11 protein-coding genes and 1 riboswitch are annotated in these 12,269 nt (G+C 49.7%); of the genes, 9 read left to right on the forward strand and 2 right to left on the reverse strand.

Annotation, left to right across the window (positions count from 1 at the left end; translation table 11 throughout):
* Positions 1-45: 45 nt before the first annotated feature.
* Positions 46-211: riboswitch (M-box (ykoK) riboswitch) on the forward strand.
* A gap of 222 nt (positions 212-433) precedes the next feature.
* From mgtE to arsA, 3 genes are all read left to right on the forward strand, one after another.
* Positions 434-1,801, forward strand: coding sequence for a magnesium transporter (gene mgtE, locus HCN83_RS13155; RefSeq protein ID WP_168008067.1), 1,368 nt, complete (start codon positions 434-436; stop codon positions 1,799-1,801).
* Between the two features lie 226 nt (positions 1,802-2,027).
* A complete protein-coding gene (gene arsD / locus HCN83_RS13160; RefSeq protein ID WP_168008069.1) occupies positions 2,028-2,384 on the forward strand; it encodes an arsenite efflux transporter metallochaperone ArsD in 357 nt (118 codons plus the stop codon).
* Between the two features lie 23 nt (positions 2,385-2,407).
* Entirely contained in the window at positions 2,408-4,144 is a 1,737-nt protein-coding gene (gene arsA, locus HCN83_RS13165; RefSeq protein ID WP_168008071.1) for an arsenical pump-driving ATPase, read from the forward strand.
* A gap of 318 nt (positions 4,145-4,462) precedes the next feature.
* Here the strand turns inward: arsA and HCN83_RS13170 are convergent, their stop codons facing one another.
* Positions 4,463-4,969, reverse strand: a complete 507-nt coding sequence (locus HCN83_RS13170) for a GNAT family N-acetyltransferase (protein ID WP_168008073.1) — start codon at positions 4,967-4,969, stop codon at positions 4,463-4,465.
* Between the two features lie 81 nt (positions 4,970-5,050).
* Entirely contained in the window at positions 5,051-5,518 is a 468-nt protein-coding gene (locus HCN83_RS13175; protein ID WP_168008075.1) for a metal-dependent hydrolase, read from the reverse strand.
* A gap of 85 nt (positions 5,519-5,603) precedes the next feature.
* Here HCN83_RS13175 and HCN83_RS13180 point away from each other — a divergent pair, with 85 nt between their 5' ends.
* From HCN83_RS13180 to HCN83_RS13205, 6 genes are all read left to right on the forward strand, one after another.
* Positions 5,604-6,818: an MFS transporter gene (locus tag HCN83_RS13180; RefSeq protein WP_168008077.1), complete on the forward strand. Its 1,215-nt coding sequence runs from the start codon at positions 5,604-5,606 to the stop codon at positions 6,816-6,818.
* 326 nt (positions 6,819-7,144) lie between these two features.
* A complete protein-coding gene (locus HCN83_RS13185) occupies positions 7,145-8,170 on the forward strand; it encodes a LacI family DNA-binding transcriptional regulator (RefSeq protein WP_168008079.1) in 1,026 nt (341 codons plus the stop codon).
* A 27-nt stretch (positions 8,171-8,197) separates the two neighbouring features.
* Positions 8,198-8,932, forward strand: a complete 735-nt coding sequence (locus HCN83_RS13190) for a ThuA domain-containing protein (RefSeq protein WP_205774655.1) — start codon at positions 8,198-8,200, stop codon at positions 8,930-8,932.
* On the forward strand, positions 8,933-9,961 hold the full coding sequence (locus HCN83_RS13195) for a Gfo/Idh/MocA family protein (protein WP_168008083.1): 1,029 nt from the start codon (positions 8,933-8,935) through the stop codon (positions 9,959-9,961).
* Between the two features lie 11 nt (positions 9,962-9,972).
* Positions 9,973-11,010, forward strand: coding sequence for a Gfo/Idh/MocA family protein (locus HCN83_RS13200; protein WP_168008085.1), 1,038 nt, complete (start codon positions 9,973-9,975; stop codon positions 11,008-11,010).
* Between the two features lie 17 nt (positions 11,011-11,027).
* Positions 11,028-11,996 (forward strand): sugar phosphate isomerase/epimerase family protein, encoded by a 969-nt coding sequence (locus HCN83_RS13205; RefSeq protein WP_168008087.1) that lies wholly within the window; start codon positions 11,028-11,030, stop codon positions 11,994-11,996.
* Positions 11,997-12,269 lie beyond the last annotated feature (273 nt).

Here is a 12,269-nt window from a genome sequence, read left to right on the forward strand (position 1 = left end):
GACACACTGAATATGTGCATGCTACATTTTCACAAGAACATCAGCTGAATACCTCGTTAGGTGAGGCTCCTGTGCAGGAGATACGCTGCTGCCCAAAAACGTCCAAAGACGCCAATGGGTCAACAGAAACCATCGACTTAAGGTGGTTTTTAACGCAGCTGGGATCATCCCTATGCCGCACAGTGCTAAAGCTCTACGATAGGGGGAATGTACCGTTTTTTCGGTATATGCGAGTGCGTATTCAAGGCACCCTCTATTTGTGGAGGGTGCTTTTTTGATGAAGTATTTACAGCTGAAACAGGTTTAAGGAAAGGAGTGGGGAAAGATGGACCCCGATATATGTTTGTTCACAGAGGGTAAAGAAGTGATGAGAAAAAGGGGAGCCGCTTTCCCTGTTCCGGGATAAGCCTCCTCATAAAAGGGAGGAAGGAAGATGGTCAAACTAAACCATTATACTCGTGAAGAGTACAAAAAGTATATCATCCAGCAGATCGATGAAGAGCAGACGCTGAAGGTGCATGAAACAGTGATGGATCTGCATCCGACGGACCGGGCTGAAATTTACCGGGAGCTGACCGACAAGCAGCGGGAGTTTATTCATACAGTGCTAAGTCCTGCTGAGATGTCGGAGATTTTTGAGCAGCTCGAAGCAGAGGATCAGGCTCATTTTATTCAGACTGTCGATGAGCTTTACGTGGCTAACATGTTCGACGAGCTGAATGCGGATGATGCGGCAGATTTTCTCGCTGAAATGGAAGACAATAAAGCGACAGAAATTCTGAGCATCATGCAGCAGGAAGAAGCGGAGGAAGTCCGTGAACTGATGGCATACGAAGAGGAAACAGCCGGGGCCATCATGACGAAGGAATTCATCGCGCTTCGTGCCAGCGATCAAGTAAGGGATGTCATGGAGCGTCTGCGAGAAGAGGCGCCGGATGCAGAAACGATTTACTATTTATATGTGGTTGATGATAAAGATAAGCTTGCAGGTGTCGTGTCACTCCGGGATCTGATTACGGCAAGACCGGAAGATACGGTGGCGGATGCGATGAGTACACGTGTCGTTTCCGTTGACGCTGAAGAGGATCAGGAAGATGTGGCCCGGCTCATTAAAAAATATGACTTTCTTGCTGTTCCAGTTGTGACAAAGCAGAACACGCTGGTCGGGATCATCACCGTAGATGATATTTTAGATGTTGTTGAAGAAGAAACGGAAGAAGATTTCGGTGAAATCTCCGCTGTGCGCGGCTCGCTCGACGCCAAAATCTCTTCTTTTACAGCAGCTAAGAAACGGGCTCCTTGGATTGTAGCTCTCATGTTCCTCGGCTTGATTACGGCAAACGTGATCGATCAGTTTGAAGAAACGCTGGAGGCTGTTGTGATTCTCGCTGCCTTTATTCCGCTGATTATGGACTCTGCTGGTAATACCGGTACACAGGCGCTCGCTGTTGTCGTTCGCCGACTGGCAACTGGCGACGTGGAGCGCGGTCAAATTGGCGGCATGATCCGGCGTGAATTCGGAACGGGTGTGTATCTAGGTTTATTCTGCGCCGTCACCATCATGATTCTCATTCCATTTTTATACGGAAACTGGGTGCTTGCAGGCGTTGTCGGTACGTCCATCTTTATCACACTGAGCATTGCCACTGTTGTCGGAGCGACCATTCCGCTTATTATCAATAAGCTGAAGATTGATCCGGCAGTCGCATCCGGTCCATTTATTACGACCTTAAACGACGTAATCGGCCTGATGATTTACTTTACAATCGCGACATCCATGCTCGCGTATCTGCCAAACTAAAGACATGAAAAGCCGCCTGTCGCATACATCGACAGGCGGCTTTTTGCTTTTTCGGAATTAAAGCTGAGTCCTTTCGTTGAATAGGTTAGAGAAGGAGTTTGCAGTGATTCCGTTTGGAAAGATTAGTCTTGAAAGAGAGGGCAGAGAGCCGGTTGCGTTTTTAAAACCAGTGCGTTACACTTTGCATATAATCAATCGATTATATACAACAGGAGGATGATGAATAATGACAAAGCAAATTCGAGTGTTTGATCCTGCTCTTTGCTGTTCGACGGGAGTATGCGGACCGGATGTGGATCCGGCATTGACAAAAATGGCAACGCTGCACCTCGACGTCAAAAAAGCAGGTTTCGATATGGAACGATTCAATCTTGCCCAGGAGCCTCAGCCGTTTGTAGAAAGTAAAGCTGTCAAAGAGCTGCTTGATACGAAGGGGGCAGACGCACTGCCTGCCGTTACAGTAGATGGAGAGCTGGTTATGTATGGACGCTATCCGGACAGAAGCGAGCTCGCTGCTATGCTGGAAGTAGACGAGAAGGAACTGCATCGCAAAGAGCCAGCTGCTAAGATCAATCTGCTGTAAAATTGGCAAAAGGAGTGGAGAATGTGAATCGATTTGACCCGACTGATATAACGGTTCCATATTTATTTTTAACAGGAAAAGGCGGTGTAGGCAAAACCTCTACCGCTGCGGCAATGGCTGTTACCCTGGCGGAACAAGGAAAGCAGGTATTAATTGTAAGTACGGATCCTGCTTCGAATCTGCAGGACGTATTTGATATGGAACTCGAACACGAGACCGCTCAAGTACCTGGTGTGCCTGGTCTTTCCGCTCTGAACCTGGATCCGGAGGAAGCGGCAGCTGCCTATCGGGAAAGAGTTCTCGGTCCTTACAGGGATATGCTCCCGCAATCTGCAGTTGAATCAATGGAGGAGCAGATGTCTGGTGCTTGTACAGTTGAAATTGCGGCGTTTGATGAGTTTACCCAGCTGCTGACTGATAAAGAAAAAACGTCCGTATATGACCACATTATTTTTGACACAGCCCCTACAGGGCACACGCTGAGGCTGCTGCAGCTTCCTCAGGCCTGGACGACATTTCTTGATGAGAACGAGCACGGGGCATCCTGTCTTGGACCGGTTTCGGGTCTCGCTTCAAAGCGGGAGCAGTATGCAGAAGCGGTACGAGTACTCGGAGATCCGAAAAGCACAAAGCTGATTCTTGTCGCACGTCCGGATCATGGCAGTCTTGCAGAGGCATCACGTGCAGGATCAGAGCTTGGTGAACTTGGCATCAACAGCCAGCATTTGCTTATCAACGGTGTATTTGAGCGCCATACGGATGACGACACTGCAGTGCAGCTGGAACGCGGACAGCAGGAAGCACTGGAACAAGTTCATACTGAACAGGCATCTTTTATTCCGCTGAAGCCGCATAATGTGACCGGACTTGAATCGCTCAGATCGTTCTTCGGCGAAGAGACAGCCTTAGAGGAAGGAGCGTCCGTTGCACACGCAGAGCCTGGGCTTGATCTGCTTGCGGAAGACCTTGGCCGTATGGAAAAAGGGGTTATTATGACGATGGGCAAGGGCGGTACAGGAAAGACATCAGTGGCGGCAGCCACGGCTTCTGCGCTTGCAGCTTCGGGACGGAGCGTTCATTTAACAACTACGGACCCGGCTGCTCATGTGGAGCAGGCGTTGGGTGGTGAACGTCCTGCTTCACTTACAGTAAGCGCCGTGGATCCTAAAACAGTTACGAAAGCTTACAAAGAAAATGTGCTCGCAGAAGCGGGAGCCGGGCTTTCAGAAGATGAGCTGGCGTTTATGAAAGAGGATCTGGATTCGCCGTGCACTGAGGAAATTGCCATTTTTCAGGCGTTTGCCGAAATTGTGGATGAAGCAGCAGATGATATCGTTGTTATCGATACTGCGCCGACCGGCCATACACTGCTGCTCCTCGATGCAGCTGAATCGTATCATCGGGAGGTAGAACGAAAAGGCGGCAATGCTTCTGAAGCTGTTCAAAAGCTGCTGCCCCGCCTTCGCGATCCGGAGTATACAAAAGTACTGCTGGTCAGCCTTCCGGAGGCTACTCCCGTGCTGGAAGGAGAGCGGCTTCAGCAGGATCTGGAGCGTGCCGGTATTACACCAGCCTGGTGGATACTGAATCAAAGTTTCTCCGCCTCAGAAACGAAGGAACCGCTGCTCATGCACCGGGCTGCGGCAGAGCAGACTTGGATCAGCCGTGTAAAATCAGGCACGACACCTTATGTAACGGCAGCATGGAACAGCCGCGGCGAAGCAGCTGGACTGCTTGAACAATTTTATGTAACGAAATAAGCTATCGTTTCTCTGCAAAATCGGAACCAGCCGGAAGTGTTTTTCGGCTGGTTCTTTCCGTTTTACTTCTTTATTACTTCATATATAACATTTTCTTGAAGTCCGCTGTTCGATGATTATAGCAGCCTTCAGCGATCGGTGAGCGTTAATACCTGAGGAATAAAGCGCGTTTGAAAACATTTATTCAGGAAAAGCCTTCCTTGACTTGCATCTGGCGGAATAACACTAAACGATAATAAAGCCTTGTTAACAAAACGTCTGCAATAAAAAAAGAGCCTGATCCAAAAAGGAGAGGCTGCTTTCAAATGTCGCTGAGCTTTAGCTTCCGGTATCGGAAGAAGCAGCGAGAGCACTTCGTTTAGACAAATATTGGTTTTTCGTAAGCTGCCAGTTCACCATTTGTAAATGCTCCGTTTCCGGAAACAGGTGATTATTTTCAAGGACGCGGATCGAGCCGAGGTTATCATGCCGGCATTCCGCTGTCACTCTGGTAACGCTTGTGGAATGAAAACAATAGTTGAGAACTGCTTCAAGTGCTTCTGATGCATATCCCTTCAAGCGATAAGGCTTCCGAATTCCGTAGCCGACTTCTACTGTAGACCAGTTATCCGGCTCCCCTTTAAATCCAATATCTCCAATCACCTCATCTGAGTCCCGCAGATAAATAATCCATGGACCCCAGCCGTAGCAGGCTGAATTAACCTTTAACCCTTGTAAATGAGCATCGAGATGAGCTGGAAAATAGTTAGCCTGTCGCAAATGAGGGAATAGGTCGAGAGAAAGTGCTTTTAACGTGAGCCTTGATGAATGTACGACCAATCCCATGAAACATTCTCCTTTCAAGACAGAGTACTCTGTCACTCTCCTCATTCCCTAAACAAACAAACCTAAACAAGAAGCGTTCTCCTAAAATAAGAAATAAGCAATATAAACGAGCGATGCTGCAAAAAGCAGCATTTCGATCCACGAACCAGTTCGATAAAGCGGAAAGCTCGTCCGCTTTTTGGTAAAGGGATAGAATAAGGGAATGCCGCTTCTGGAAAACAGATCCCCGGCAAGGTGGGCTAAAAAGCCAAAGCAGAAGGCATCAATAAAAGCATGATCAAAGCGGAGCAGTGCAAGGAGCGCAATGACTGCTGCAAGTCCGGAGTGCGTCAGACCCCGGTGTCCGAAAATCAGCTTCACCCAAAATGCAAGCCCTCTTGATCTTCTGCCGATCCAGGAAGTGGTTTCATCAATATCAGGAAACACAGCACCGAGCATCAGTCCGGCAGCCGTGAATACGGGAGCTGTTCCTGCGAATGAAAAAGTCGTATAATGATCAACGGCAAGGGCAGCTGCACAAGCTGTTGAAATGTGCGTATAATAGCGCATAGCGAACGTCCTTTCGTATCGAGTTTTCATTATTTTACCATAACATTACGCGTTCAGCATCAGTGAATGAGAGGAGGAAATAACGATGAAACCGCCTGCTTTACATAAGAATAGAGCTTTTCTGCTCGTATGGATCTCGGGTCTTACGATCATGCTTGGGTTTTCGATGTTCTTTCTGTCCATTTCCTGGTTTATCGTAGACGAGCTGCAGGACCCGGCAGTTTTAGGTATTGTCATGATGAGTGTATCCATTCCGCGTGTCATTATGATGATATATGGCGGCATCCTTGCAGATAAAATACGGAAATCAAACATTATGTTTGTGACCAACTTCCTGCAGGTATGCGTGATGGCAGCCATGATTGTTTTGTATATGAATGACTGGCTGACGGTCACAGCACTTGTCGTCATTGCACTCGTATTTGGATTTCTCGATGCATTTTTCTTTCCGGCAGTGTCTTCGATGATTCCGATTATCGTCAGAGATGAAGAGCTGCAGCGTGCCAATTCCCTGTTCCAGGGTTCGACCGAAATGATGTTTATTATCGGTCCTATCATTGCGGGCCTTCTGCTGACGGTCGGCGATTTCACGCTTACCTTCTCGGGTGCAGCGATTCTGATAGCAATCTCCACTATTCTCGTATTTCCGCCGTTCATCGGCGATCCGCATCCTGAAAAACGGACGGATGGTCAAACGGCACTAAGTGATCTGGTTGAAGGGCTGCGCTATGTAAAAGGCTCGGAGCTCCATCGTACCGGTACGCTTACGATCGTCGTTCTGAACTTATTTATGATCGGACCGATTATCATCAGCTTTCCGATTATCGTCAGTGCCCTTGGCGGGACGCCGTTTGAACTGAGCCTGCTGGAAGGAGGGCTGGCTGCTGGTACATTTACAGCAAGTGTTGTCCTCGTCATATGGAATCTGAAGCGAAAACGCGGCAGGCTTGTCTTCTTATCTCTTGCGCTTACATTTTTGCTCTTTCTGCTGTTCAGCCGGTCGGAAGCGATGCCTATGCTCGTCGGTCTTACCGCAGCAGCGGGATTCGCAGCGATGTTTGTTTACCTGCCGGTAGTTACCATGGTGCAGGAGCAGACAGAGAAGGCGAAGCTCGGCCGCGTCATGAGCATCATTACGCTTGCAGCGAGCGGATTTGAACCGATTGCTTTTGGACTGATTACGATGCTGGTCGCGGCGGAGCTGCCCATTACAACTGTCCTTACTGCGGCAGCTTCTGCAGGCTTCATTTTAAGCCTGATGCTTATCTGGCTCAGCCCGGGTTTCCGGCAGAGAGACTGAAGCTGATTCACGAGAACGCATAGTTAGAAAAATAATAATAGTCCGGTCACGCTGCTAAACAGTCTGGCCGGACTTATTTTTGGCTTATTCGGAAGGGGAACACCTGTATGTTATGAAAGAAGGGCACGTTAGGAGACCGCGGATTTTTTTCTGTTATACAAGCTTCTCCTGTTTCCACAGAAGCCATAGGAATGACTTCGAGTCAACTGTCGTTATAAACAGTATAGCCGCATTAACGATTGACAGCGTTTGCATAAGCCGATATGATAGAAACAATTGGTTGGTGAACCGGTTAACCTCCGGCGTCGAAGCAGAAGGGAGGCACCATGAAAAAGCGACCTACTATTACAGATGTAGCGAAGCATGCCGGGGTTTCAAAGGCTTCTGTATCCTACGTGCTGAATAACGTGAAAAAAGTGTCTCAATCGACGAAAGAGCGGGTATTGTTGTCCATTGAGGAGCTTGGCTACGAGCCGGATTTCACAGCTGTTTCGCTTACCAGGCAGCGTTCACAGCTGATTGGAATCATTCTGCCGCTTGTGAATCAATCGATTGCTTCTGTCATGCGGGAAAATACGTATTACAATGAGATGATCAGTGCAGTGGAGCAGCGCGCGCGCGAAAGCGGGTTTGATCTGCTGCTGACCGGTCTGTCACGTCCGGAGCATTACCGGACATGGGTACAAAAGCGAAAGCTTGACGGTCTTTTGTTTTTCGGTCTTTTTCCGAAAGAGATTTATGATGAAATGAGAAGCATCGATGTACCTGCCGTGCTGATTGATACGTACGAGGAACATACAGACAGGTATCCGTCTGTTAATATTGAAGACGAGAAGGGAGCCTATCTCGCTACCCGCCATCTGGCTGAGCTTGGTCATACCCGGATTCTGTTTACCGGTACGAACCTGAAAAATCCGGTTGAGAACTACCGGTTTCAAGGGTATCAGAGAGCCTGCAGGGAATCCGGGATCGCATCAATGCATCCGGTCGAAACCTTTCATTATCATGGCTTTAAAAGCGGGTATGAAGCGGCAGAGAAAGTGACAGCTACGGATGCCACAGCGGTTTTCTGCACGTCAGATATCATCGCCCAGGGACTGATCCGGGCTTTATTCGAACAGGGGATACGCGTACCGGAGGATCTGTCTGTAGCCGGATTTGATGATATACATTCGAGTCGGTACAGCATTCCTTCGCTGACGACGATCCGGCAGCAGATTCAGTTAAAAGGAGATGCAGCGGCCGGAAAGCTGCTTGAAGCGATGAAGGGCGGGAGCCCGGAGCCGGAGGTACTGGATGTCAGCCTGATCGTCCGGGAATCTACAGCGCCGCTAAGCAAAGGAAGTGCGTGACAACGTTTACCTAAAAGGAGTGGTTTGATGCATATTACGGTCTGGAACGAAAATCGTCATGAAAAAGAAAATCCCGATGTACAAAAGGTGTATCCTGACGGCATTCATGAAGCCATCCGCAGCTTTTTAACAGAAGATTACGACTCAGTCAGTACAGCGGTACTGGATGAACCAGAGCATGGTCTGACAGATGACGTGCTCGATAAAACGGATGTCCTGATCTGGTGGGGTCATAAAGCCCATGAGGAAGTGCGCGATGATATTGCGGCTAAGGTGCAGGAACGCGTCTGGAACGGGATGGGACTCGTCGTACTGCACTCCGGGCATTTTTCAAAAGTGTTTAAACGGCTCATGGGCACCGGCTGTGACCTGAAGTGGCGCGAGGCTGATGAGAAGGAGCGCATCTGGGTAGTCGACCCGACGCATCCCCTGACCGAAGGGATCGGCTCCTGCATTGAGCTGGAAAAAGAAGAAATGTACGGGGAGCATTTTGACATACCGGTTCCGGACGAGCTTGTAATGGTAAGCTGGTTTGAAGGCGGGGAAGTGTTCCGCAGTCTCTGCACGTTCCGCCGCGGAAGCGGAAAGATTGTCTATTTCCGTCCCGGGCATGAAACATACCCAACGTATTATCACCCCGATGTCCAGCGTGTTATCAAAAACGCAGCTGGCTGGGCCGCCCGTAAAGCTGGTGAACGACCTGTTTACGGACATCATCCGGAACCACTCGAAACGATTTCATCCAAAGAGGAGGACGAATAAATGTTGAAAGCAGCAGTCATTGGTTGTGGAAGTATTGCAAAGTACCGGCACCTGCCCGAGTATGCGGCAAATCCGGAGGTGACACTTACCGCGGTCTGCGATATTAATCAGGAGCGTGCTGAAGAGCTGGGAAGCATGTTTGATGCCATGGCTTATACGGATTATCAGGACATGCTGGAGCGCGAGGATATTGACATCGTCAGCGTCTGCACGCCTAACTACCTGCACGCACCGGTCTCCATTGCGGCACTGAACGCAGGGGTGCACGTCCTGTGTGAAAAGCCGATGGCGACATCAACCCAGGAAGCGGATGACATGATTGAAGCGGCTAAAAATGCGCAAAAATGGCTTATGATAGCCCACAATCAGCGTTTTGTCCCTTCTCATCAGCGTGCACGGGATATGATCGCGCGCGGAGAATTAGGTAAAATATACAGCTTCCGGACAGCGTTCGGCCACGGCGGACCAGAAGGGTGGAGCGCAGACGGTGCAGACAGCTGGTTCTTTAAGAAGGACGAAGCGTTTATTGGCGCTATGGGGGACCTCGGCGTCCACAAAACAGACCTGCTCCGCTATATTCTCGGAGAAGACTTTACGAGTGTAGGGGCGTTTATCGAAACGAGCGCCAAAGATCACAGCACAGTAGACGATACAGCTGTCTGCGTTCTGCGCACCGGGACGGGGATTATCGGCACCCTTGCTGCAAGCTGGTCGTATACCGCTGCAGAAGACAATGCAACCGTCATTTACGCAGAAAAAGGGATCATGAAGCTTGAAGATGATCCACAGTACAACGTAGTGATTGATTACGCAGACGGAGAAAAAGCAAGGTTTGAGCTCGGCGGTATTCAGACAAATGAGAGCGGGGGCCAGACGAACTCCGGCGTCATCGATTCGTTTGTAAGTTCAGTGCAGGCAGACGAAGAACCGGCTATACCCGGCGAAGAAGGTAAAAAATCGTTGGAAGTAATTCTTGGAGCACTGGAAGCAAACGAATCAAAAACAATAGTCGATCTGGACCTCGGCTGAGGAGGATAAGCATGAATCGTTTACGCATTGGATTAATCGGGGCCGGCGGAATTGCCCGCCACCGCCACATCCCTGTCCTGCTTGAGCTGAAGCATGAAGTAGAAGTAATAGCTGTATGCGACATTAACCTGGAAACTGCAAGGCAGGCAGCTGTTTCCTTTCACCAGCCGCTCGTCACGGACGATTATCGAGACGTCCTGCCGAAGGTGGACGCTGTGATTATTTGTACGCCGAATAAATTTCACGCGGAGGCAGCGATTGCCGCACTTGATGCGGGCGTCCACGTCATGTGCGAAAAGCCGATGGCGATGACGGCTGAAGAAGGCAATGAGATGCTGGAAGCGTCCAGACGGAGCGGAAAACAGCTCATGATCGCCTACCACTACCGCTCCATGAAAGAAAGCCAGGCAGCAAAAAAGCTCGTCGAAGCGGGTGAAATCGGTGCGCCGATGGTTGCCAGGGTACAGGCGCTGCGCCGGAGAAAGGTACCAGGCTGGGGCGTGTTTACCAACAAAGAGCTCCAAGGAGGCGGCAGCCTGATCGATTTCGGCTGTCATTTCCTCGACTTATCGCTGTGGCTTCTCGGCAGTCCAAAGCCGGTTGAAGTAAGCGGTAATACGTATAACAAGCTGAGCCGCATGCCGGACCAGATTAACGAGTGGGGTCGCGTCGACCATACAACGTTCGAAGTGGACGACCATGTCACCGCATACATTCGCTTTGAAAACGGTGCTACGATGCTGTTTGAAACCTCATGGGCGGCGAATGTGAAGGAAGATAAAGAATATGTATCTATTTCCGGAGATACCGGCGGAGTAGACCTGTTTCCGCTTGAGGTGAACCAGGCGAAGCACGGAATGCTGCTCGACAGCACGCCGAACTTTGTACCGGGAGAAGCCGACCCAGGCTTGTTCCAGCTGCAAAATTTCGTTGATGCCTGCCGCGGCGATGGAACACTTATCATTAAGCCGGAGGATGCGCTGTATGTGCAGCAGATTGTTGATGCGATTTACAAAAGCAGCGTAGAGCGACGCAGCATTTTATTATAATCGAGGAGGATGTTTGCATGAAATCTGGAGTATTTACTGTTTTATTCGGAGACAAATCGTTTGAAGAGATGCTCGATTACGTAAAAGAAGCAGGTCTGGAAGCTGTTGAAATCGGCACGGGCGGTTACCCCGGCAACTCCCACTGCGATCTCGACGGTTTACTGGAAAGTGAAGATAAGCGCAACGAATATATGCAGAAGGTGGAAGACCGAGGTCTTATGATCAGCGCATTCAGCTGCCACGGCAACCCGATTGATCCAAATGAAGCATTTGCGCAAGAATCAGTAGATGTCATGAAAAAGACGATTAAATTAGCGTCGCTCGTCGGCGTGCCGGTTGTAAATGGTTTCTCCGGAACAGCCGGAGATCATGAAGGAGCTAAGCTGCCAAACTGGCCGGTTGCACCGTGGCCCGCTGAATACGGCGACATTTTGAAATGGCAGTGGGAAGAAAAGCTGATTCCGTGCTGGAAAGAGCTTGGCGCTTTCGCAGAAGAGCACGGTATTAAAATCGGCATCGAGCTGCACGGCGGCTTTCTCGTCCATTCGCCGCACACGATGCTGAAGCTGAGAGAAGCCACTTCACCTGCAATTGGAGCCAACCTCGATCCGAGCCATCTCTGGTGGCAGGGTATTGATCCGGTAGCAGCTATTAAAATACTCGGAAAAGCTGACGCGATTCATCACTTCCATGCGAAAGACACGTACATTGATCAGGATAACGTAAACATGTACGGCCTGACCGATATGCAGCCATACAGCGAGGTGCAGACCCGCGCATGGTCGTTCCGGTCCGTCGGATGCGGTCACAGCATGCAGGAATGGTCGGATATGATCAGTGCGCTGCGCACGTACGGCTATGATTATGTTGTCAGCATTGAACATGAAGATCCAATTATGTCCATTGATGAAGGTTTTCAGCGCGCCGCTGATAATGTCAACAGCGTACTGATCCGTGAAAAGCCTGCGGACATGTGGTGGGCGTAAACGACCGAGGTTGAAATCAATAAAGTAAAGCGGAATCGGGGGATGCCCGGTTCCGCTTTTTGGATTGCTGAATGAGGGCAGATAGGAGGCTTTCGGCATGAGCGCCGAAAGGCATAAGCAGTGAAAGTAACTTAACTTAGCTCGAAAAGTAAGCGTCAAAGAATCTGTGCCTGTTTTCCCTATCACGCCTCTGGCATGCTGAAAGAAAGCAGAAAGGATGTGAGGATAATGGAGGAAGCAGCGTGGGAAAATCCCCATGATCGGCGAGTCAAC

It is taken from the genome of Alkalicoccus luteus, assembly GCF_012034335.1.
Classification (GTDB): domain Bacteria; phylum Bacillota; class Bacilli; order Bacillales; family Salisediminibacteriaceae; genus Alkalicoccus; species Alkalicoccus luteus_A.

Coding starts and splice junctions, on each gene's coding strand:
- HCN83_RS13195 (WP_168008083.1), top strand. CDS start 8,933: ATGTTGAAAGCAGCAGTCATTGGTTGTGGAAGTATTGCAAAGTACCGG.
- HCN83_RS13190 (WP_205774655.1), top strand. CDS start 8,198: ATGCATATTACGGTCTGGAACGAAAATCGTCATGAAAAAGAAAATCCC.
- HCN83_RS13180 (WP_168008077.1), top strand. CDS start 5,604: ATGAAACCGCCTGCTTTACATAAGAATAGAGCTTTTCTGCTCGTATGG.
- HCN83_RS13205 (WP_168008087.1), top strand. CDS start 11,028: ATGAAATCTGGAGTATTTACTGTTTTATTCGGAGACAAATCGTTTGAA.
- mgtE (WP_168008067.1), top strand. CDS start 434: ATGGTCAAACTAAACCATTATACTCGTGAAGAGTACAAAAAGTATATC.
- arsD (WP_168008069.1), top strand. CDS start 2,028: ATGACAAAGCAAATTCGAGTGTTTGATCCTGCTCTTTGCTGTTCGACG.
- HCN83_RS13185 (WP_168008079.1), top strand. CDS start 7,145: ATGAAAAAGCGACCTACTATTACAGATGTAGCGAAGCATGCCGGGGTT.
- HCN83_RS13170 (WP_168008073.1), bottom strand. CDS start 4,969: ATGGGATTGGTCGTACATTCATCAAGGCTCACGTTAAAAGCACTTTCT.
- HCN83_RS13175 (WP_168008075.1), bottom strand. CDS start 5,518: ATGCGCTATTATACGCACATTTCAACAGCTTGTGCAGCTGCCCTTGCC.
- HCN83_RS13200 (WP_168008085.1), top strand. CDS start 9,973: ATGAATCGTTTACGCATTGGATTAATCGGGGCCGGCGGAATTGCCCGC.